This window comes from Rhizobium sp. 01L419 (assembly GCF_056400025.1).
This window is the reverse complement of record NZ_JBFTSM010000009.1, coordinates 97,958-119,628: the sequence shown is the minus strand read 5'-3', so window position 1 is coordinate 119,628 and position 21,671 is coordinate 97,958. Positions and strand designations below refer to the sequence as shown.

Here is a 21,671-nt window from a genome sequence, read left to right as displayed (position 1 = left end):
CTAGCCTCAATATTCATGCTCATAGACGATGCCGGCTTCACCTGCACCATTGCCGCCGGCGGCACCCCGTAGCTTCACGCCGCGGCCGACATCGAGATTGATGATTGCCTTGGCGCCGGCTTTCCCGCCCTGCTGCAGTTCGAAATAGGTCCGTTCGTTGAGATAGCGGCCAACGCTGACGCTCGTCTGGCCCTTCTCATCCGTGCTGATGTCGAGGTCATCGACACCAAGCTGGTTGCGTAAGCCTTCGAAGAGTGAGGTTGAGCGATTGCCGGCCAGCTGGCTGACGGCGTCGGCCAGCTGGGCGATCTGTACCGGCGACAGGCGCGACATGGACTGGCCGAAGATGAGCTGGGCCAGCACCTCGTCCTGTGGCAGTGCGGGAGAGGACGAAAAAGTGATGGCAGGATCGGTCGCGAGGCCTGCTACATCCACCGTGAGCGTCGTCGTGCCCGTCGTGGAAGTCGCCTCCATATCGAGGGCAGGCGTCAGGTCGCCGGCAAAGGTGATGCGGCTACGATCGGAGAAATCGAGACGGCGGTTGAGGATCGTCAGACGGCCGCGGCGCATCGTGAAGGCGCCTGCGACTTCGGGCGCGGCAGCCGAGCCGCGGATCGTAATGTTACCGCCGACTTCGGCATCGATGCCACGGCCGCGCACGAAGATCTGAGAGGGTGCATCGAGCTGGATATCCAGCATGATGGTCGAAGATTTCTCCCGCGGCTGCTGCTGCCCATTGTTCTTGAGTTGGGCGAGCACGGCAGGTGGCGCATGGATATGGCGGATATCGATCTCACGCAGCGATGTCGGCAGCCTCTCCGGCACGGTGATCGAGGCCTTCTCGATGTCAAGCTTGCCGTTCAGCGTGGGATTGGAAAGCAGCGGCCCCCTGAGGCCGAGCGTGCCGTCCACTGTCGCGACAACCAGCGTGCCGTCGACATAGACCGCATGATCCAGACGGATGGAAAGATCGGCGGGGAAACTGCCGCTGATGCCAACCGAGCCGCTCGCCGAGATCGAGCCGCCGCTTGCCAGTCTGCCGTTCAAGCGGGAAATGACGGCCTGCTGGCCGTTGAAGGTAATGGTCGCGCCGAGGCTCTCGAGGGCGAGGTTCCGGCGCACGTCGATCAGCTTTGCGCCATCCGTCGTGACCGTCCCGTTGATGACAGGCACAGCTGTTGTGCCGCTCACTTCCAGATTCACATTGGCGACGCCTTCGGCAACGAGACCCTGCTGGGCGAGCTGTGCGCCGAGAACGGCGAAAGGAACGCTGCCGTTGAAACGCATCGACATGGCACGGTTGCCTGTCATCGCGAGATTGCCGCCACCCTTCAGCGAAAGTCCGCCGTCTCCGGCGAGACTGGTGTCGACCGTCAGGCGGTTGTCGGCCAGCTTGCCGCTTGCGCCGATAGTGAGCGGGGCAAGGCCGGCGCCCCTCGTATGGCTCGTTTCTGCATTCTTCCAGTCGACCTTGAAATCGACCGAGGGAAGGGGAAGCGATCCCGAGGCAGTGGCGGTTGCCGAGATGGCGCCTGCTGCACCCAGATTCGGGACAAAGCCATTGGCGACGGCCGCCGGCAGATTGGCGACATCGGCCTTGATGTCGACGCCTTTGATGGTCGTGCCCGATATTTCGAGATTGCCCGCCGCCTTCAGCGAGACGCCGCCGTTGCCGTTGAGATCGGCGTCAAAATCCAGCCGGTCTTTGCCGAGTTTGCCCGAAGCGGCGAGCGTCAGGCCGGAGAGGCCGGCGGTCTTGGTGTGTTTCGTTCCGGCGTTTTTCCAGTCGATCTTGAAATCGGCGGAGGGTGCGGTGAGCGAACCTGAGGCAGTGGCCGATGCCGTGATGGTGCCCTCGGCTCCAAGGTCCGGAACGAAACCGTTGGCGACGGCCGCTGGCAGGTTGGTTATATCGGCTTTTGCATCGATGCCCTGGAGTGTGGTGCCGGTGAGCGCAAGATTGCCGGTGGCCTTCAGCGAGACGCCGCCCTTGCCATTCAGATTGGCATCGAAATCCAGTCGGTCACTGACATATTTGCCGGAAGCATCGATTGCCAAGCCCGAGAGGCCGGCGGTCTTAGTATGGCGCGTTGCCGCGTTCATCCAGTCGAGCCTGAAATCGACCACCGGCTCCGTCGGTGTGCCCGAGGTGACGGCGGTGCCCGAGATCGTGCCTTCGGCGCCGAGACCGGGCACGAAGCCGTTGGCAATATTTGCCGGCAGGCCCGCAATGTCGGCATTGACTGCGAGATCGCGAATTGTCGTGCCGTCTATCGTCACGCCGCCATTTGCCTTCAGAAGTGCGCCGTTGTCACTGCCGAGATTAGCATCGAAATCGACCCTGTTATTTTCATATTTGCCGGTGGCCTTGGCGGAGAGGCCGGTGAGCCCGTTGCTCTTCGTCTGGCGTGTTGCGGCATTCGCCCAGGCAAGATCGAAGGTGACTGATGGTGTGGGCAGCGAGCCGGAGGCGGATGCCTTGCCGGAAATCTTGCCCTCGGCGCCGAGATCGGGAACGAAGCCGTTGGCAAGGCCCGCAGGAAGATTGGCGAGCTCGGCATCGACCTTGATATTGCGGACATCAGTGCCCGAGAACTCCACATTACCCGTCGCTTTCAGCGAGAGGGCCTTCGGTCCGGCGAGGTTCGCATCGAAATCGAGTTTCTGTTCAGCAAAATGGCCGTTTGCTGTGAGGTCCAGCCCGGTCAAACCCGCAGTCTTAGTGTGCCGCGTCGTGGCGTCCTGCCAGGTTAGCTTGAAATCTGCAGCTGGTGCTGCCGGCGTGCCAGTTGCGGAGACCGTGCCCGATATCGCTCCGTCGGCGTCGAGATCTTTCACGAAGCCGTTGGCAATGCCAGCAGGCACGTTCGCCAGATCGGCATTCACCTTGATGTTGCCGATTGTGGCGCCTGAAATTGCGACGTTGCCGAGCGCTTTCAGCGATAGCCCGCCCTTGCCGGTGAGCGCCGTATCGAAATCGAGCTTGTTATCCGCAAACCTGCCGGATGCATTAAGGGACAGACCGGTAAGCTTGGCACTCTTTGTCTGGCTCGTCGCGGCATTTTTCCAGTTCAGCTTGAAATCAGCTGATGGTGCAGCCGGCGTGCCCGTCGCGGCGATCGTTCCTGAAACCGTGCCCTCGGCCGCAAGATCGGGGACGAAGCCATTGGCGATCTTTGCCGGCAGGCTGACGATATCGGCTTTCACATTGAGTGTCGGGGCATTCGGCGTCGCCAGACCGACATCACCCGCAGCTTTCAGGGAAAGACCATCGGCACCCGTGATATTGCCATCGAAGTTCAGCTTGTTGTCTGCGAAAGTGCCTGACGTCGCGATGCCGAGAGGTGCGATGCCGGCGCCCTTGGTATGGCTAGTGGCCGCATCCTTCCAGTCGAGCTTGAAGTTGACGGTGGGTACGGCCGGTGTTCCGGTCACGCCGACCGTTCCGGAAATGGTGCCGTCGGCGGAAAGATTGGGCACGAAACTGTTGGCAAGGCTTGCCGGCAAGTCGGTGATGACGGCATCGATCTTCAATGTCTCACCAGCAGAACCGGTGACGGATACCGAGCCGCTGCCGGTTTTGACCGTCAGTCCGTTCAGGCTGGCAACTCCCTTGGTGACGTTGATCTGTGCGGGCGACGCCAGTTCGACTGGAATATCGCGTGGGCGCGCGACGAAGCGGTCGAGGCTGAGATCGATCATGCCGCCTGCGGATTGCACATTGCCGGCCGCCTGCAGGGGATTGCCGTCGTATCCCGCATCGAGGTTGAAGTCGGTGCGGGTCTGCTGCTGGACGAAATCGAGCGCAATGCCGGTGAGCTTGTTGGTCCCGACGCCGAACTCGTCAGCCCGTATGGTGCCATTGGCTGCAAAAGCCTTGATGTCGCTGACGGTCACGTCGATCGTCGGTTTGGTGATCGTCAGCGTATCACGGTGAATACCGCTGCCGTTGGCGACGACCTTGAGCGCGATCTTGCCGTCATTGCCGGTGATATCGACGGAGCCTTTGAGGTCGCCGCCCGCCTTCTGGCCGCCGAGAGCGGCAAGCAGGCTTATATCAGGGAAGTCGAAGGTCAGCGCACCCGCGGGCGTCATGCCTGACGAAAGCGTGAGGTTACCCGCCAGACGATTGCTGCCGACATCGGCTGTCAGCGCGGGGATGGAAATCGTTCCGTTTTCGGATTTGACGTCGCCATTGATGCCGATTGGCTGACCATCTATCGTGCCGGTCGCGGCGATGCGGCCCTGCGGAGCGGCAGGATCGGCCGAGCCTGTCAGATCGATGTTGAGATCGTCGACCTTGCGATCGGCCATCTGCAGGCTGGTGGCTTTCACATTGGCGGTGAGCGCAAGTGCTGGAAGCGTGCCGCTTGCCTTGACGCTGTAATCCGCTTCCCCACTCGTGCCTGACAGCAGCTTGCCGATATCGGGAAGCTTGCCGGCGAGATCTGCCGTCAATACGTCGTCTTCGAGGGCGACATTGCCGCCCGCCTCGATGGTCGGCGATTTGACCGTAATGTTCGACAGCGTCACCTTGGAGGGGATCGTGCCTGCAATCTGGGTTTCGAGATTGATCGGTGCATCGAACTTTTCGGCGACGCCCGGCGGCAAGGCGGCGGGCTGGACAGTAAATTTAGCATTGCCGGTCAGCGTATTGTCGGCCAGGCGATAAGAGCCGTTGAGATCGGCGCCGATATTGGCGCTTTCAACGGTCGTGCCGTTGAAGCCGATGCCGTTGCGCGAAATCTGAAGCGGCGCGACAAGTGTGATCGGACCCCGAACGGCGCGGTTGAGGTTGGGCTCGGTGAAGGTGGCGTCACCTGCAACGAGGCGCAGCTGGATATCGCCGGCACCATTGGCGAGATTGAAGGCATCGCTCTTGGCCGTCAGCTTGACATTGCGGATATCGGCCTGTGGCATCGTGACGGAATCCAGCGATCCGCTGACGTTGATGCGAACGGCCTGGGCCTGCCCCGTCATCGCCAGATTAAGGCCCGAAATCATGGAGCGTGCTTCGCCATCGGCGAGCGGCCAGCGGAAGTCGACCGGACCCGAGGTGCCGAGCACATTGGCGTTCAGGCTGTTGTTGCCGGCAGGATCCAGCGTGCCGGAGGCGGCGATGACGACGCTGCCGGTCGCGAGATTGCCGGTCTGGATATCGATCTTGCCGTGATCGTCGAAGGTCGCGGATACATCGATATTCGTCTGACCTGCAAAGAGCGGCCGGAACGCCATGGGAAGTAGCGAACTCACATCACCGCCGCCCTTGAGATCCAGATGATGCAGGCCGTCCGGCGTAATCGCGTGCTTGCCTTCCAGCGAGGCACGTTGCTGGCCGTCGAGCGCGGCCTGCAGCTTGCCGTTCCAGTCAGAAATCGGGCCTTCGCCGTTGAGTGCGATATCGACAGCGGGGCTCCCGGGTAGGCCGAGGAAGCCGGCAAGCAGACCACCCTGCGGTTCGGAAAGCTGGGCATTCAGCCGTAGCCGGCTGTTTGCCGGGGTAAAGGCGACGTCGGCGGAAAGTTTCGCGTCGGGAACCTGATGGCGGTTGACGTTGATCATCGCTTCGCCGCCGTCGCGGTCGGCTTTCAGGCTGCCCGCAGCGGCAAGCGAGAAGGCGCGACCCGTTAGCGGCTCTGCCAGAGAAATGTCGGGCAGGGCGAGATGTTCGATATCGATCTTCAACGGAAGACGGAAGCCACCCGAACTCTGCTCCTCCGGGGTCGCCGACCTGGAGGGCAGGGTCCGTACCGGCCTGCGGCGCACGTCGATGGACGCGACCGAGACCTGCTTGGCGTGGAAGGTGCCGGTCAACAGCGCCAGAGGATTCCAGTCGATGGCGATGCCGCGGATTTCCGCGAACGTGCCGCGCGTATCCGACAGCGTGATCTCGGCTGCGCGCAGCCCGCCGGTCAGCAAGCCTTCCGGTTCGCGCACCGATATCGTCATATCGCGATTGGAAAGGGCGGAAGCGACGTTTTCGGTGATGATGCGAGCGCCGAAGGAGGTGAAGCCGAAGATCGCCAGCGCAATCACGGCAAGGATGATCGCTGCGCCAAGGCCGTAGCCGATGAGCCGCATCATCCAGTTCACGATTTTCGCCAACATTTGCATAGGAGAGGACATTATCCCGTTTTCATGACAGCCCACAGGTCGGAAAACACTGCGAAATCGGCATTCCTTGTAACTGGCCTAGAATGACTGGCCTATGCCGGCATAAATTCCATAATCCGTCCCACCATCGTACTTGTTCAGCGGTACGGCGAAATCAAGCCGCAGAGGGCCGAAAGGCGTTGCATAGCGGATACCGGCGCCCGCGCCGGCCCTGATATCGGAGAAATCAGGCGTAATGCTGTCCGAAACCGTGCCAATATCGATGAAGGGCACGATGCCGATCGTATCGGTGATCTTGATGCGCGCCTCGAAGGAGCTGGTCACATAGGAGCGGCCGCCGGTCGCATCACCGTTTTCATTATAGGGCGAGATTTCCTGATAGCCGTAGCCACGCACAGAACCGCCGCCGCCGGCAAAGAAGCGCTGGGTGGCGGGAATATCCTGAACGCCATCGCCGCCGATCAGCGTGCCGGCCGCGATCTTGCCGGCGAGGACGATGCCGTCTTCGGCGCCAAGGCCGAGATAGCCGGAAATTGAGCCTTCGAAGGCCGAGTAGACCGTGCCGTTCATGAACTCATAGCCCGGCTTTGCCGAAAGCGTGGCGTGGTAACCCCCTGTCGGATTGAATTTGTCGTCGCGGGCGTCGCGATCATAGGTGATCGGCACCGTAAAGGTCAGATAATTGTTGTTGCCGAAGGCGTCGTCATCATTCTCGAAGCTCACCTCGCCGGCTGCGGAGATGGTGTCCTGATCCGTCAATTCATAGGAGAGGCCGAGCGAGGCGGTAACAAGCTTCGCATTATAAGCATCCGGATTTTCCGTCTTGGCGACGATGCCGGCCTTCAGCGTAGCGGACGGATGGATGAAGCCCGGCTTCGTGAAGAGGATACCGGCGGAATAATCGAGATCGCCGACGTCGGACGCTTCGCCGAGGCGCGAGACGGCGCCTTCTATACGCAGCGATTCTGCCCCGCCGAACAGGTTGCGATGGCCCCAGTATCCGTTGACGCCGAAACCGTCGATCGTCGAATATTGCGCGCCGACGCCGAGATAGCGCCGTTTGCCTTCGGAAACCTCGATCGTCATGGGCAAGGTACCGTCGGAGGCCAGCGCGTCGCCTTCGTGGATCGTCACACTGGAGAACACGCCAAGCGCGCGCAGGCGTTCACCCGCCTTCCTCAGCGCCGCCGGCGAATAAGCTTCGCCCTTCTGCAGGCGGGAATAGCGCTGGATGAATTCCGGCTTGACCCTTTCCTCCCCAGTCACGCCGACGTCGCCGATCGGAGCAACCGGACCACCTTCGGCAGCGAGAACGACATCGACAGTATTCTTGCTGTGGTCGGCGACCACACGGCGTTCGGTCAGTTTGGCAAAGGGCCTGCCCTCGCTCTTCAACTGGTCGACGATCGTATCACCGGCCTTGATGATGGCGAGCGAGCCGGCCCGTTCGCCTGGAGCGAGATCGTAATCGGCAGGGTTACGGTGTGCAGCATCGCCGCCGAACTGCACTTCATTGACAGTGAAGACCGGGCCAGGCGCTATATCCACCTTGACCGGAATGGGCTTCGAGCGATCGAAAGTCGGGTTCGGCGGCAGATCGTCTATGTTGCGGCCGTCGATGGTAATCGTCACCACGCCGCCGTAGCGCGCCTTTTCGTAAAGCGTGGCGATCAGCCTGTCGCGGTCGTCGCGGGCTTTCACGACGACGCCCAGATCGCCTGAAACCGGGCGGTTCTTGTCGCCGACGAGGCGGGAGCTGTTCTCCAGCGCCTCCTTGAGGTCGCTATCGGCTGTCCCGGCTTCGAGGTCGACGTCATAGCGCACAGGATCGGGCACCTGCAGGTTCTCGTCCTCGTCCTTGCCGAATATGGTGATGCCAAAAAGCTTGAATGCGTAGGCATTGCCCACGAGGACTGGTGAAAATGCAGCCGCCGCTGCGACCACCACCATGGCGCCTGCTCGATACGCAATACCAGTTCTCAGGCCCGTCCCTCTAATCCGCATCCGCCGCTTTTGGGTTACATTAAAATGAAGCTCTGCGTTGCCCAGCCGATAACAAGCTTAGCGGCAAAATCACGCCACGTGTACCAATTTAAACTGCAGGCGCACTAATTTAGTACAAAAAAATCCCGGACGAGGGTCCGGGATTTCCATTTTTCCCATTCTGATTGCTGATCTCAGCGGCAATCATCGATGTAGCGGCGACCATACCGGTCGCGGTAGTAGCATTGGCCAGGCTGCTCTGCGACCCTGCCGATAAGCGCGCCCGAAACGCCGCCAATCGCTGCGCCAACTGCCGCGCCGCGCACGTCGCCGGTGACTACGCCGCCGATAACGGCACCAGACGCAGCGCCGATACCGGCACCCTGTTGGGTGGGTGTGCAGCTTGCGATCGAAAGGCCGATCAACGCGAGTACGAGGACTTTTTTCATCTCTTTTCTCCGAGGTTTTTGGCGCCCCAGCGGGCGGATGTCGTCCCTAACCTATTTTTTCTTAGGCTAGCCCGGAAACTATGTCGCAAGAAGGGCTTGTCCACCATCAACAAGCTTTTTTTCGTAAGGCGAGAGTTTCTTTCCACGATTAAAAGCGAATTTGTCGCCGGAATTGACGTCGATCAATTTCCCTGATCGCGACTGGTGTATTTTTTATCTGGAATCATTCAAAAGTCTGCGCCTTTTGCCGCAGTTGATGTTAAATCAGGCACGAAAGGGTTGACGTTCGGTTGCCGTCTCAGCAAGAAACAGCCGTACGAACTGGAGCATATGATGGATTTCGAAGCGTTTTTCAAAAGCGAGCTGGACGGGCTTCACACTGAGGGCCGTTACCGCGTTTTTGCCGATCTGGAGCGCCATCGCGGTAACTTTCCGCGTGCGACCCGCCACACGGCGAATGGCGAACAGGAAGTAACCGTCTGGTGCTCCAACGACTATCTCGGCATGGGCCAGCACCCCAAGGTGATCGAGGCGATGAAGGAAGCCATCGATCACTGTGGCGCGGGTGCGGGAGGCACCCGGAATATCTCTGGTACCAACCACTACCATGTTCTGCTCGAGCAGGAGCTCGCCGATCTGCATGGCAAGGAAGCCGCGCTGACCTTCACATCCGGCTATGTTTCGAACTGGGCAGCACTCGGCACACTCGGCGCCAAAATCCCCGGCCTCATCATCTTCTCCGATGCTTTCAACCATGCCTCGATGATCGAGGGCATCCGCTACGCCAAGTGCGAGAAGGTCATCTGGAAGCACAATGACGTCGCCGATCTTGAGGCCAAGCTCGCTGCTGCCGATCCCAAGGCGCCGAAGCTTATCGCCTTCGAATCCGTCTATTCGATGGATGGTGATATCGCACCGATCAAGGAAATCTGCGATCTCGCTGACAAGTATGGCGCGATGACCTATCTCGACGAAGTGCATGCCGTCGGCATGTATGGGCCGCGCGGCGGCGGCATTGCCGAGCGCGAAGGCCTGATGGACCGCATCACCGTCATCGAAGGCACGCTTGCCAAGGCTTTTGGCGTCATGGGCGGTTATATCGCCGCTTCCGCTGCTCTCTGCGATTTCATCCGCTCATTTGCGTCGGGCTTCATCTTCACGACGTCGCTGCCGCCTGCGCTCGCTGCCGGCTCGGTCGCGTCGATACGGCATCTGAAGGCAAGCCCCTTCGAGCGGGCTCGCCATCAGGACCGTGTGCGAAAGTTGCGCACGCTGCTTGACCAGCAGGGCATTCCGCATATGCCGAACCCCAGCCATATCGTGCCGGTCATGGTTGGCGATGCCGCCAAGTGCAAGTGGATCTCGGATCTGCTGCTCGATAATTTCGGCGTCTATGTGCAGCCGATCAACTATCCGACGGTGCCGAAGAAGACCGAGCGCCTGCGCATCACGCCAACGCCACTGCATTCGGATACCGATATCGAGCATCTGGTCGGCGCGCTGCATTCGCTCTGGTCGCGCTGCGCGCTCGCCCGTCACGTCGCTTGACGTCAAGGCGCCTGATTTTTCAGGAAAATTTCTTTATTAGATCAGCCCGGCAGCCCGCTGCCGGGCTTCCTTGTCTGCGGCAAAGACATCGTCCATCGTTGTCGCCGCCGGCAAGCCGACGAGCTCATCCATCACCCTTTCGGTGATTTCAGCCATAGCGAGGAATGGCAGGCGGCCTTCGATGAAGGCTTCGAGCGCGACTTCCTTGGCGCCGTTCAGCACCGCGCCTTGTACACCGCCGCGCGTCATCGCCAGTCGGGCAAGCCGTAGCGCAGGGAAACGTTTTTCGTCCGGCGCCTCGAAATCGAGCCGCGCGAGTTTGGCGAAATCCAGCCGTTCGATCGGCAGGTTCGCGCGGCGCGGGTGAGACAGGGCGTAGCCGATTGCGGTGCGCATATCGGGCGCGCCGAGCTGCGCCAGCACCGAGCCATCCGTGTAGCCGACCATGGAATGGATGATCGACTGCGGATGGACGATCACCTCCACCTGCTCAGGGCGCAGGTCGAAGAGGTGCTTCGCCTCGATCATCTCCAGCGCCTTGTTGAAGAGCGAGGCGCTGTCGATGGAAATCTTCAAGCCCATCGACCATTTGGGATGGGCGCGTGCGGCTTCGACCGTGACATTGGCCATCTCCTCACGCGAGGATGTGCGGAAGGGGCCGCCCGATGCCGTCAGGATGATGCGTTCCAGGGCATGGCGCTGATTCTCCTCCAGCACCTGGAAGATCGCGTTATGTTCGCTATCGACTGGCAGAAGCTTGCCGCCGCCGTTTTTCACCGCCTCGATGAAAAGATCGCCGGCCGCGACCAGGCATTCCTTGTTGGCAAGCGCGATATCCGCTCCGCGTCGCGCTGCAGCCAGTGTCGGTGCAAGGCCGGCCGTGCCGACGATGGCCGCCATCACCCAATCCGCTTCGCGGTCTGCGGCTTCCATCAGCCCGGATTTGCCGGCGGCGACTGCGATGCCGCTGCCCGAAAGCTCGCTCTTCAGCGATTCGTAATGGCGGTCATTGGCGATGACGGCGAGCCGCGCACCGGCGGATTTCGCCTGCTGGGCCAGCAGTTCCACATTGCCATTGCCGGTCAGGACGGAAATTTCGAAATTTTGTCGACCGCCCAGATGACCGACGACATCAAGCGTATTTTGGCCGACCGAGCCAGTCGAACCGAAAATACTAAGGCGCCGCGGCGCGATTTTGCCCGTCATCATGGTCGATTTCGTAAGAAATTGCACATTTGCCACCGGCTCTACAGGGGATCGGAAGGGGCAGCAAGTGTGCGGTGCAGCAAATTTCAACTCCAGAGGGGTTTACATAGCTGCGCCGTGATGTGATCCTGATAACAGTCCTCATGGGGACGAATATTGCCGCGGCCAGTTACTGGCCGCAAAGGCAATTCCGCTGGGTGCCGAGGCGCCTGACGAGCAACCGGCAATTATGCCACTGGCCATGGGCCAAGCAAAAATCGAAGACCAAGCCGGGATTGCGTGTTTGCGCCATCCTTCATTGCGTTCGACGCGAGCGCTTCCACGTCCGCTCTGCGCCTATCGGCGTGTGACAGGAGTGCGAGTTCAAAACGATCGAAAATCATGTCCAGAATAAAGATCGCATGCTTTGTTTTTACTCTATTTCCACTGGTGAAGCCGGCATTTGCCGATGACCTGCTGATCTGGTCGCCCGTGAAGGTCTCCAGCCGGTCCTACAAGGCAACGGTCGGGTTTCGCCTGCCGATGGAATGGGAGACGAGCGCCGGTGCAGATCTGGCGCTTGCCTCCAACAAAAGCGGGGCGCCGCTGCCGGATTCAGGGCAGGCGATGCTGTGGGGCAGGCTGCAAAAGGTGAGYGCCACGCCTGCCACCCGTGCGCAGCAGGATGTGACGCTGCAAGTCGATACTCTGCGCGGCAGCGGCGCGCTGATGCTCAGCCGTTCACGAAGCTGGATCCTGTCGGATTCGCTCGACATGCAGACGACGCGTTCCGTCAGTCTCGGCTACAACGCTATCGATACGCGGCAGGCGACGATATCTGCTTCGCAGGCGGTCAAGCTGATCTATCCGTGGACCGGCACCTCGATTTCGGCCGGCAGCAGCGTCAGCGATTTCAACGGCGATTTCTCCAGCACTGTCGCCGTCAGCCAGAATATATTGCCCGACCTCGGCTTGACCGCTTCGATATCCGATCCGCTGTCAACGGGACGGACGGGAAATATCAATCTGAACTATCAGCTTCGCTGGTAGGCGAAACCAAGTCCATTGCCGGGCGTTTCTTCCGCATCATTACGGAGGACAGGACAATGGTTTTCAAGGAACCGACATTTCACGGGCGTGAACCGGAAGCGGAGGCGGAATATGCCAATCACGCGACGCTGGAGGCCGCCGTTGCCAATGCGCTGGCAATCGCCGGCGGTATCGACGCCGCCGATGTCGAGGTAACAGCCGAAGGCGATGAGATCGTGTTGAGCGGCAGCGTCGGCACTGTCGGCGAAATCGAGCGGGCGACTTCGGTCGCAAAAACCGTCGAGGGCGTGCATACGGTGCACAACCGTATCCTGCTCGGCTGACCCAAAAGCAAACGCCCGGCGTTAACCTTAACGAAACATTAACGTTACGCAAGTTTACCGGCTTCGGCACCTGACCTACGCTCGGGCCTAGTCCATAGCCCCCGGAAAGTCAGGTTTTCGATGCATCAGATGGAAGTGATCAATCGCCGGACATGGAGCAATCCGCTCTCCCGGCGCGACTATCGTAATAGTAACGGCTTCATCAATGAAGGCGAACGCACGGTGCTGAGCATTGGCCTTGCGAATGCCAAGGGTGGCCGCATCCTCGATATTGGCGTCGGCGGCGGCCGCACGGCGGCGCTCATCGCCAAGGAGGCCGGCGATTATGTCGGCATCGACTACACGCCTGAAATGGTGACGCTTGCACGCTCCAATTATCCGGGCCTTCGTTTCGAACATATGGATGCGCGCGATCTTTCGGCCTTCGAAAGCGGTTCCTTCGATCTGGTGGTGTTCAGCTATAATGGTATCGATTCAGTCGATGCCGATGGTCGGAAATCGGTCCTGCGTGAAGTCTCGCGCGTGCTGAAGGCCGGCGGCACGTTCGCCTTTTCGACCTTCAATCGCAATTGGCATGGTTTTGGCGAAAATCGCGCGCGCTCCTCGATCGTCTGGTCCATCCATCCGGTGAAGCTGAGCTTCCGGCTCCTCAAGCATGCGGTGGGGCTGGTGCGCGAGCGTCGCTTTGCGCCACTGGAGCAGCGGCATGGCGAGCATGCAATCCTGCTGCATCGCGCTCATGATTTCGGCATCATGGTCTACGCCACAACGCCAGGCCAACTGCGTTCGCAACTTTCTGAAAGTGGCTTCGGCGAGCCGCTGCTTTTTTCAGTCGAGGGTCGGCCGCTCGGTGGTGAGACGCTGGCCGACGAGGAATATTTCCATGTCGTGGCGCGCAAGCCTTCGCTCAGCTGATCAGCCGGCAAAACGTTCCGGCAGAAAACCGGCCGGAGCCTTTTCGCCGACAAGGCGATCGGTCTTGGCTGCTGTAGCGGGACCTTGCGGCTGATGGACGATGGCCAGCATCAGGCCACTGACGACGAAACCGATTGCAAGCAGAATCATTCGAATACGCATGGCGGATACTCCTGTTCTGTCGCTTAAACGCAGAGAAAATTCCGAAGTTCCTCATGCTTCAAAAAAGTAAAACCCGGCTGGATATCCAGCCGGGTTTTATCGCCTTTAGCGGCAGACTTGGGTCTTCTTGACTACGACATGCCCGTGACTGTGGATCCGCTCCGTCCGGGTGACGCAGTCATGTGAAACGCGACGTGCCGGCATATGGTGACGGTAGTAATGATGGTCATCCACACGGTGGTAGCCCCGGCCGCCATTGTCGGTGGTAATGGTGACGCTGGCTGCCTGCGAGGGCAGTGCGCCTACTAAAATGGAAGCTGCAGCAAGCGTGGAAGCAATGATAATGTTCTTCATGACAAATCTCTCTTTCTGAGTTGGTCGGCTGATGAACTCGGACGAAGCCCAATCGGTTCAATCACATAGCGTTAACGATTGTGTCAGCGGCAACCTTTGCCCTTTCAAAATCGTTCTGGTGTAGGAACAGCGGGAGGCATCTTCATGGGACCGATCGGAAGGGGCATCACACTGGTCGTCGGGCTTGCCGGCGGCACGCTTTTTTCGCAGGCGCCGGAGTTTGCCCAGCAGTATCGCCAGCGCATCGGCGGGGCGATCGACGAACTCAGGATCATCGTCGACGACTTCACGAAACAGGCCACCGACCACCATCTCGATCGCCAGCAGGCACTTGATGCCTACACGCGTTCACCTGACGATTTCCTGCGCGATCGCGGCATCTCCATGCGCAGCACGCTGGAGCGCTACGAGCGGCTCACTACCCAGCAATCGGATCTCGGCAGTGCCGCTCCGGTCGCAAAGCCTTTCGTGCTGATGCGCAATGCCGATGAGGGGATCCTTGCCAATACATGGCGCGACTTCGTGCCGGGCGTGCCGGTCAGCTTCGCCGGCCTCGTCTGGGCGGCGATCGGCTTCATTGGCGGGTGGATCCTGGTGGCGGTGTCAGGGGCCGGCGCAAAACGCGCAGTTCAGTGGCGGCCCAGATATCGGTGAAAGAATGGTGATCCCGACGCGATTCGAACGCGTGACCCCCAGATTAGGAATCTGGTGCTCTTTTATAAGTTGCCATCATCGTACTCAAGCGTACCGGCCCTCGCGCATCAGTCGTCAAATGGGCAGCATGGCCATATTTGGCCTTGCTGTTCCCAAGCCAACGCTACGAGTGGATGGCCCAGTCAAGGCTTTAAGCGACGGAGGAGCGGGCCTTTACGGGGTCAGCCAGGAGTGGCCGACAAATGAAGTATCCGCCAAAGGCGGATTCCGTTTTCCTACAAATTTGGTCACAGAGTTTCGGTCAGAGGGTGCAATGGTCAGTCGGCCCTTCGTCGGTCTGACGGCATGACACCGTCGGGCAAGGGTAGGTCGCTCGGCCAGTAGCCCTTGTTCGTGGGTACGAACTCATCACTCGCCCAGAGCGTCTTCGCTACAAAATGGAGTGGATTACTGACGTCTGGCGCAAAGCCTGCTTCTGTGATTTTGGAAAGTGCCTCATATCGATCAAGGGGTCTTCCTTCCTTGACCATTATCTCGCGAGCGAGCCGAGCCACTCTGCGATAACCCGGTTCCTTTTTGCGAGTTCGCCGGATGACGGGCCTTGGCGAACTTCCTTTTTCGCGAATCAATTCTTCTAGAGAACGAACTATCTGTTCCTTCTTTGCGGCTTCTTCGGTCAATTGGGCAATCATGATGCGAGTTTTTTTTATGTCGGCTCTTATCGATTTAACTGCCGATAGTAACTCCTGACCATCGCCTTCATCATTCGCTGGTTCAGTTACTAATGGTTCCATCTGTCACCCGAATCGCACCGTTTAACGACATTATAATGCTTTTTTTGGCAATAAGACACTGCGGACTGAAGTTTTCGCGCTTTCTGGGCGCGATCAGCCTGGTAGAAAAGTCCCGTGGCAAAACCTATCTCTGGTTCGTATCTTCCTCCAATTCTTGGTTTTTTGACACAAGGGCGTACCCTTCGATCAGCGTTTTACCAAACGACAATGAGCTTAGGAAGCGCCCCGCAAGGAAATCTCCAATTAAATACCCTTGGAAACTTCAAATATCCATAAATGTTGACATTTTCCGCACCAAAGGAAATCTCCTTTCGACATCACAGACGTCTTTTTAAAAGGAACTCGGTGGTTGTCGTCGGGGCAATGATGTACTAGCGTTTGGTCGAATCGATTTGGATCGATCCAAACTGGTTCAAAAAAGTTGGGCGGCTGCGCTGTAACGCAAACCGCCCGATATCTGTCGCCCACTGCTTCGGGAGAACTGATATGGCTCCATAGTTACCACAATCCAAAAACCTACTCAACGTCAGAGCCACCTCGTCGCAGTGCGCGACGGCTGACGCTTGCCCATTACGGCAAGCGTGTTTGTGGTGTGTCTGATTTTCGTCCCCCCTCTGTGTGAGGGCGCTGGACATCCATAGCATGTGACTAAGGAGCTGGGGAATGTATGAGTTCCGCAACACTCGACCTGATCTGACCCAAAACTACTTGCTAATAAACAGAAGCGTCGATCCGAGCCCTGCTGGTAAGACGCCGGTCAAGCATCGCTGGTGGCTTTCCGAAAGCTGCGCGATACGCTCTCTCTCGGTAAACGTGGAAGACCGCCGCTGCATATTTCCACTGCAGGCTAGAGTGAGCAGCATCGCGGAGTTGCGCTGCCGGGACTGCCGCCACCATATGGCGTTCATCCCGGGGGGCGGGCGATGAGAGCTAAGCCTGGTTCACTTCAACATGTCCCAATGCACCACTCGGTTCGAAGAGAGGATCACCCGCTTTACGGGGGAACAACTTCAGTCCTCTTTCTGAAGCGATCCGACGGTTCGTTTGAAAAATACCAGCCCTTAGAAGATTTCAGCCACGCGCACTCGCTATCTCACGACGCCACTCGACGGAAGGCCGTACGCGGTTTTGGATTGCTGTTCGACTACACCGCTCAGAGCCAGGAACGCTACCTTCGGAGGTTCGGTCCTGAGTGGCTGTCTAACTGGCGGCTGGTCCTTCAGGACTTCTGCAATGGGCTCAGGCACGGCACGATGCTAGACAACCTGACCGATCCCTCAGGGCTATTTTGGCCGCCTATCACGTCCGACAACGTTCGCACAGGATATGGCACCTGGCTTGATAGATTTTTTGACTGGATGTTCGATATGGATCGGGTTGACGAACTCGCGGGAGTTTTGCCGTTCTTCGCCGAGGTCAAACATGGAGTGTTTGGCCATGCAGCCCATTCTCAAAGACCAAATAGATATCGGTTTCTTGCCCATTTGAACCCCAAGTCCCGATCTGATTCAGAGAGATCAGCGTTGGGTGCTGGAATATTTCGGAAACACTCAGAACCTACCAATACTGGCCCCGATCTTACGGCGGTGCCAATTTCGCCAGTGTACTCGTTCCCGAAAGAGCATGTTGTTCCACTGATCGAGCATGGATTCGTCCGACAAGCGTATCGGAACGACGCTCTTGAGCAAGTGGACCATACCGGACGACTGGACGCGTTGATTGCCCTTGGGGGGCTGAGAGGGAGTGAAAGGCTTCACATGTGGGTCAATGACCTGCAAGTCGTAAACGGCAAGGTTAAGGGCTTTCTCCGGCATCCCGAGAGTTTCGTTGAGAGCTGCGGTCGGAGCCGGGAGCAAGTCCTTATGGAGCGTTACAACGGAATGCGCCCCAGGACGAAAGCGTTTGGACGTGGCCATGTTGGCTTCAAGAAACCGAGACTGAATCCGCAGCAATGGGCACCAATCCGTTGGCTGGAAATGGACTATTTCCACGAGTATTTCGCCGAGCAGCTTCGATTCTACGTCGGGGTCTATCGAAAGGCTGTAATGGAGCGTCGGCGGAAGGCCGGTCTCGGCGATCATCCGTTCTTGCTGGTGAGTAGTCGCCACTCGCCAGAGCAGAATCAGTTTGTCGGCGACCCTTTGTCCTCATCAGCGGCAGCCGGTCGTTGGAAGCGTGCAGTCGAGGGTATGGGTCTAGAGCACCGGAAAGAACAGGGCACCACTCGTCATGGCACGAGGCATCTATTTGGCGGAACACTCGAAAGTTTGGGAACGCCCATTCAGGATATTGCGACAGACATGCACCATCGCTCGATACTTAGCACATTAGTGTACCTGTCCAGATCGGATGAAGAAGCTAACCAGGCGTTCGAAGTAAACCGGCTTAATCGACCTGAAGTTCTGGCGTCTTTGGGCACCCTTCGGACAGATGAAGGGGACCACCGTTGACGGTCAGGTTCAACCAGAGTGATGTTCTGGAGATTGAAGATTGTGATATCGACGATCTAGTTGATGCCGCATATCACGAACTTGTTTCAGTAAATAATGTCGAGCGCAGGCGTCTTGGTCGGAAGCCAGATGAGGCGCGGCTGCTTCAAATAAGAAGTCGGACCGCGTTTCTCATCGATGCGAATGTTGAAGGGCTGGTACGGCTACCGATCAATTCGTTCGGACGCGTCAATGAAAACCTGACATCCACTTCGGTCGACTTGATTGTAGTATCATCGCCCCTTGCAGTCTCGTTGAAGGGCATGTTGGCTGAACATGGTGTTCCATCAGCCATCCTCCAGCATCTAACTCCGCGTACGCAGCCGGACTACAAGGCTGAGTTTAACAGAGTCCTTGCTGGCTTCGCAATGTCGGTCACTGGAGCCAAAGATTGGGGTGCGCTTGGCGTTGGCACTATCTTGAAATTGTTGCAAGCATACGCCTGTGACAACACACGCAGTTTCCGCAGAAAGGATTTATGGGGCTCCCGGTTCGACATTGCCGGTCGATTCCTTCGTGAAATCGCTCGCGTATTGGGTGAGGTAATGAGCAGTAGAGAGATCGCCGCGTTTCAACACGCGGATCGATCCAGCTCCACGTTGCCGGTCCAAAACCCACCCGCTCACCTTTCGGCGTGGACGGAGCTGTATGAAGAATGGCGGAGAAGCGTTAAAGCAATTTCCAAGTCGCCTATACTTGCCATGGGTAGATTACTCGCGTGGCTTGATGAGGAATTTAGTGAAGAAGAAACTGTTGATCCTAAAAAATTCCTTACAACGAAAAGAGAAAGGAAGTTTATCGACTTTGTTATGGGCTTAAGAAAACGAGAGGGCAGGGATACCTACAGTTCATCTACCCAAGTTGAACTCGGGGCCATGCTGCGTTTTTCGGAGTTCGCTGCAGAGTATTCCGGTCTGATTGACGCAGGAATGCCGGTTTTCCATTTGCTGACACACGCAGATGTCGACGCTTATGGTGTGGGCGTACACAAAAGTGGCAAGCTTAATAATTCCGGTGAAGGGACCTCCCTTCCGCTCCCCCCAATTCTGTATGCCTTGTTTCAGGAACTTCTTCTTGAGGGCGAGGGGGGGTGGCCAGGCAAACAAGAAGTTTGCAAGTTTTTCGCCGAAGGCGAAACTCGATACTGTCCTATCTTGCCATCGATATTTTTGCTCGCATTCGAACTTCCCGGAAGGTTTGTTCAGCTCACGAGTTTGGACAGTGGCGAAGGAGACAACGACCGATTCGATGGCAGTATGCTCCGGTGGACCAAGAACGACTCGCCACACGCCAGATATTGGACGCGGCAAGGCATCAAAATTCCCCGTGGATATGCTCGTAAGACGCGCAATCTAAACATCACCGGCTTTTTCTTTAATATTAATAAGACTGGGACGCCCTTTGTGGTCCCTTGGCAAAATGCGGCGGCGCATCGCATATGTGATGACGTTCGGCGGTTCGTAGAGAAGTGGGTCCCTATTACCGGACCGGTGTCGCCCCAAGAGTTTCGGCAAGACTTGGTCAGGAGCGATGAACAGTATCTCGACAAGCTTCCGAGTATTTTTCCGCTTTTTCGGATGCCTTCCGTAAGGAGCCAACGGTACGGCCAGCCCATTAGTTCTCGCATAAGACGCGACTTCTGGCTGGATGCAATGCTTGAAGTTCAGAATAGGTACAACGCTACTGTACCCCCAGAAGCTGCGCTTGATTTCGTGACAGTTGACGGCAGCGGAAAGCCGGTGAAGTGCATTTATACCCCGCATGGGATGCGCTCCGCAGGAATAACCAAATTGCTTCGGGAGGGTGTGTCGATCACCGTCGTCAGCAAGCTCCTTGTTGGGCATGCAGGCATCCTGATGACCCAGCGATACAATAAGCCCGACCCTGCCGACATTCACGACGTTTTGGAAGGCAACAGACTTGCTCGGGAGCCCAGACGTGGAAACTTGTCGGAGTCACTTCACCGCATGTCCTTTGAAGAGGCTAGTCGGCGAACCGTAAGTGGCTCGGAAGAGGTTTTGAAGATTGCCTATCACGGGGCACGATCAACTTGGGTTGAGCGCGATGTTGGATTATGTCCGTGGATGGGGCAGCGCTGCGGTGACGGCGGAGAATGCGTACGACGCGACGTTCGGAACGGCGTCGACAAGTCACTCTACAAGAGCCTAGAAGACGGAAACTGCCTTGTTTGCAGGCATCTTATAACCGATCCAAACTACATTGATGGAATATACGCAAAGCTCGAAGTGTTAAGCCGAAGACTTGCAGTCTTAACGCGGCGATACGAGAAGGTATCAGCAACACTCTTCGAGATTGAAAAGCGATATTCTGAAGATGATATCACTTTGGATCAAGCACCCCAGCTTGACCGGGAAAGGAAGAAACTCCAGGTCGATCTTAACGATGTTGTCCAAGCTCAGAATGGGATTTGCGAGAGTATCGCGCATGGGCAGAGATACATCGAACAACTCCGTCTTATCGAGAAATTCGAAGATTTGTCAGACCCGACCGAGCGGAGACTCATTCACCCTGACAACGCATTGAGCGAATGGGACGAAAGCGCCGAGCACGACGAATGGGTGTTTTTGTCCGACTTCGAACACCTGACGCGCATCATGCACAAGTCCACGTTTTTCACCAGCGTCCATGACGCGGAGGCCGAGGCGAGCTTCAGGCTAATGGTAGACAATTTCACCATCGAAGCTGGTTATCGCCCAATCTCATTGAACCGGAGGACTCCGCAGGAACAGCAGGAAGATTACCTTCGAGCTGCACGGCTGGTCCTCAATAAGATCAATCGGCAGGAACTTATGGCGATGCAAGAGGAGAACCTGACACCAAGAGACCTGGGGTTCGATGACTTTTTCCAAGACCTAAAGCTCGAAAGGCTATCAGCGCCCGTCGGCACATTACGGGTTCTCCCTTTAAATTCGGTTGGATCGCTTGCGGGGGCATAAATGGGTAAAAAGCTTAGAAATTCAAACAAAGTCGCCGAGATTATCGCGAATGCAAGAACGTTGTCGAGCTTAGTGGTCGACCAGGAGGCGAAGAGCGACATCTCTCGACGCAACCTTGAGCACATTGTTTCAGTTGCAGAGCTTCTGGTCGCTAACCCCCACCCAACGGAGCCTGGCTATGACAATCTGATCGAGCGCGGGAACATTATCTACCCCAGATTTCCAAAGCGGCAGACGCTGAAAAATCGATACCGAATGTTGATTGCCGTCTGGCGCGGCGCTTATCACAACATTCTCCACCTCCTTGCCGAAGAGACGATGCAGCAAGCGATGAGTCAACCTGTTCCTGCGGGAAAAGGGACGGACGCCGGAATGACCATTCATGTCCTTCGAGAGTACATTATCCGCACTAGGACGGAAAACGACCAACTTAGGCATGAACTCGCGTCTGCCCAGGCCAAGCTTTCTGCAACTGAGACTTTTACTCGATCCAATCAGTCGGGCAAAGGTCCCCTTGATGGGGACATTGTAGGATATCTTCCTGTCAGAAAATGGGTGCTGGATTTGAAAAGTCCCGATTCCTTGTTGGAGGAGGACGCAACAGGGTTGCGTCTCAGCAAGTTCGCGAGGCCAGGCCGTTTGATAATGGATAGCAAGATTCTTGCTGCTCTGAGGGCGCTGTGATGCTGCTGCT

At 57.7% G+C, this 21,671-nt stretch carries 15 protein-coding genes; 8 read left to right on the top strand and 7 right to left on the bottom strand.

The features are described from left to right. Nucleotides 1–6 precede the first annotated feature (6 nt). The 3 genes from AC1DUP_RS18890 to AC1DUP_RS18880 form a co-directional block, all read right to left on the bottom strand. On the bottom strand, nucleotides 7–6,114 hold the full coding sequence (locus AC1DUP_RS18890; RefSeq protein WP_477833948.1) for a translocation/assembly module TamB domain-containing protein: 6,108 nt from the start codon (nucleotides 6,112–6,114) through the stop codon (nucleotides 7–9). 78 nt (nucleotides 6,115–6,192) lie between these two features. Then, nucleotides 6,193–8,118: an autotransporter assembly complex protein TamA gene (locus tag AC1DUP_RS18885; protein WP_477833739.1), complete on the bottom strand. Its 1,926-nt coding sequence runs from the start codon at nucleotides 8,116–8,118 to the stop codon at nucleotides 6,193–6,195. 173 nt (nucleotides 8,119–8,291) lie between these two features. Continuing rightward, the gene (locus AC1DUP_RS18880) at nucleotides 8,292–8,546 is read right to left on the bottom strand and encodes a YMGG-like glycine zipper-containing protein (protein ID WP_007822262.1); all 255 of its coding nucleotides are present in this window, start codon (nucleotides 8,544–8,546) and stop codon (nucleotides 8,292–8,294) included. A 333-nt stretch (nucleotides 8,547–8,879) separates the two neighbouring features. Here AC1DUP_RS18880 and hemA point away from each other — a divergent pair, with 333 nt between their 5' ends. Next, entirely contained in the window at nucleotides 8,880–10,094 is a 1,215-nt protein-coding gene (hemA, locus tag AC1DUP_RS18875) for a 5-aminolevulinate synthase (RefSeq protein WP_113299123.1), read from the top strand. A gap of 36 nt (nucleotides 10,095–10,130) precedes the next feature. Here the strand turns inward: hemA and dxr are convergent, their stop codons facing one another. Beyond that, nucleotides 10,131–11,303: a 1-deoxy-D-xylulose-5-phosphate reductoisomerase gene (dxr, locus tag AC1DUP_RS18870; protein ID WP_477833737.1), complete on the bottom strand. Its 1,173-nt coding sequence runs from the start codon at nucleotides 11,301–11,303 to the stop codon at nucleotides 10,131–10,133. Nucleotides 11,304–11,681: 378 nt separating this feature from the next. Between dxr and AC1DUP_RS18865 the strand changes: the two genes are divergently transcribed. The 3 genes from AC1DUP_RS18865 to AC1DUP_RS18855 all read left to right on the top strand — a co-directional run bounded on the left by AC1DUP_RS18865 (nucleotide 11,682) and on the right by AC1DUP_RS18855 (nucleotide 13,567). Continuing rightward, nucleotides 11,682–12,329: a hypothetical protein gene (locus tag AC1DUP_RS18865; protein ID WP_477833735.1), complete on the top strand. Its 648-nt coding sequence runs from the start codon at nucleotides 11,682–11,684 to the stop codon at nucleotides 12,327–12,329. Nucleotides 12,330–12,385: 56 nt separating this feature from the next. Next, complete coding sequence (locus AC1DUP_RS18860) at nucleotides 12,386–12,652, top strand: BON domain-containing protein (RefSeq protein ID WP_113299120.1); 267 nt, start codon at nucleotides 12,386–12,388, stop codon at nucleotides 12,650–12,652. A gap of 129 nt (nucleotides 12,653–12,781) precedes the next feature. Then, the gene (locus AC1DUP_RS18855; RefSeq protein ID WP_477833733.1) at nucleotides 12,782–13,567 is read left to right on the top strand and encodes a class I SAM-dependent methyltransferase; all 786 of its coding nucleotides are present in this window, start codon (nucleotides 12,782–12,784) and stop codon (nucleotides 13,565–13,567) included. Here the strand turns inward: AC1DUP_RS18855 and AC1DUP_RS18850 are convergent, their stop codons facing one another. Continuing rightward, nucleotides 13,568–13,729 carry a hypothetical protein gene (locus tag AC1DUP_RS18850; protein ID WP_477833731.1) on the bottom strand — a complete coding sequence of 54 codons (162 nt, stop codon included), beginning with the start codon at nucleotides 13,727–13,729 and terminating at the stop codon, nucleotides 13,568–13,570. A 105-nt stretch (nucleotides 13,730–13,834) separates the two neighbouring features. Further along, entirely contained in the window at nucleotides 13,835–14,083 is a 249-nt protein-coding gene (locus tag AC1DUP_RS18845) for a hypothetical protein (RefSeq protein ID WP_113507545.1), read from the bottom strand. 144 nt (nucleotides 14,084–14,227) lie between these two features. On the opposite strand from AC1DUP_RS18845, the gene AC1DUP_RS18840 reads away from it, so the two are divergent. Next, entirely contained in the window at nucleotides 14,228–14,737 is a 510-nt protein-coding gene (locus tag AC1DUP_RS18840; protein ID WP_113507546.1) for a DUF2937 family protein, read from the top strand. A gap of 317 nt (nucleotides 14,738–15,054) precedes the next feature. On the opposite strand, the gene AC1DUP_RS18835 is transcribed toward AC1DUP_RS18840, so the two are convergent. Beyond that, entirely contained in the window at nucleotides 15,055–15,531 is a 477-nt protein-coding gene (locus tag AC1DUP_RS18835) for a hypothetical protein (protein ID WP_477833728.1), read from the bottom strand. A 923-nt stretch (nucleotides 15,532–16,454) separates the two neighbouring features. On the opposite strand from AC1DUP_RS18835, the gene AC1DUP_RS18830 reads away from it, so the two are divergent. Genes AC1DUP_RS18830 through AC1DUP_RS18820 form a run of 3 tightly spaced genes read left to right on the top strand, consistent with a single transcriptional unit; the run spans nucleotide 16,455 to nucleotide 21,661 of the window. Continuing rightward, nucleotides 16,455–17,981 (top strand): hypothetical protein, encoded by a 1,527-nt coding sequence (locus tag AC1DUP_RS18830; protein ID WP_477833726.1) that lies wholly within the window; start codon nucleotides 16,455–16,457, stop codon nucleotides 17,979–17,981. Then, complete coding sequence (locus AC1DUP_RS18825; protein WP_477833724.1) at nucleotides 17,978–20,977, top strand: VPA1269 family protein; 3,000 nt, start codon at nucleotides 17,978–17,980, stop codon at nucleotides 20,975–20,977. Before AC1DUP_RS18830 ends, AC1DUP_RS18825 begins: the two co-directional genes overlap by 4 nt. Continuing rightward, nucleotides 20,978–21,661, top strand: a complete 684-nt coding sequence (locus tag AC1DUP_RS18820) for a hypothetical protein (RefSeq protein ID WP_477833722.1) — start codon at nucleotides 20,978–20,980, stop codon at nucleotides 21,659–21,661. Nucleotides 21,662–21,671: the final 10 nt, after the last annotated feature.

Bases quoted from the DNA above. Each gene is read 5' to 3' on its own strand.
- AC1DUP_RS18840 (WP_113507546.1), top strand. From the start codon at position 14,228: ATGGGACCGATCGGAAGGGGCATCACACTGGTCGTCGGGCTTGCCGGC.
- AC1DUP_RS18890 (WP_477833948.1), bottom strand. From the start codon at position 6,114: ATGCAAATGTTGGCGAAAATCGTGAACTGGATGATGCGGCTCATCGGC.
- AC1DUP_RS18835 (WP_477833728.1), bottom strand. From the start codon at position 15,531: ATGGAACCATTAGTAACTGAACCAGCGAATGATGAAGGCGATGGTCAG.
- AC1DUP_RS18830 (WP_477833726.1), top strand. From the start codon at position 16,455: ATGAGAGCTAAGCCTGGTTCACTTCAACATGTCCCAATGCACCACTCG.
- AC1DUP_RS18885 (WP_477833739.1), bottom strand. From the start codon at position 8,118: ATGCGGATTAGAGGGACGGGCCTGAGAACTGGTATTGCGTATCGAGCA.
- AC1DUP_RS18820 (WP_477833722.1), top strand. From the start codon at position 20,978: ATGGGTAAAAAGCTTAGAAATTCAAACAAAGTCGCCGAGATTATCGCG.
- AC1DUP_RS18855 (WP_477833733.1), top strand. From the start codon at position 12,782: ATGGAAGTGATCAATCGCCGGACATGGAGCAATCCGCTCTCCCGGCGC.
- AC1DUP_RS18860 (WP_113299120.1), top strand. From the start codon at position 12,386: ATGGTTTTCAAGGAACCGACATTTCACGGGCGTGAACCGGAAGCGGAG.
- dxr (WP_477833737.1), bottom strand. From the start codon at position 11,303: ATGATGACGGGCAAAATCGCGCCGCGGCGCCTTAGTATTTTCGGTTCG.
- AC1DUP_RS18845 (WP_113507545.1), bottom strand. From the start codon at position 14,083: ATGAAGAACATTATCATTGCTTCCACGCTTGCTGCAGCTTCCATTTTA.
- AC1DUP_RS18880 (WP_007822262.1), bottom strand. From the start codon at position 8,546: ATGAAAAAAGTCCTCGTACTCGCGTTGATCGGCCTTTCGATCGCAAGC.
- hemA (WP_113299123.1), top strand. From the start codon at position 8,880: ATGGATTTCGAAGCGTTTTTCAAAAGCGAGCTGGACGGGCTTCACACT.
- AC1DUP_RS18850 (WP_477833731.1), bottom strand. From the start codon at position 13,729: ATGCGTATTCGAATGATTCTGCTTGCAATCGGTTTCGTCGTCAGTGGC.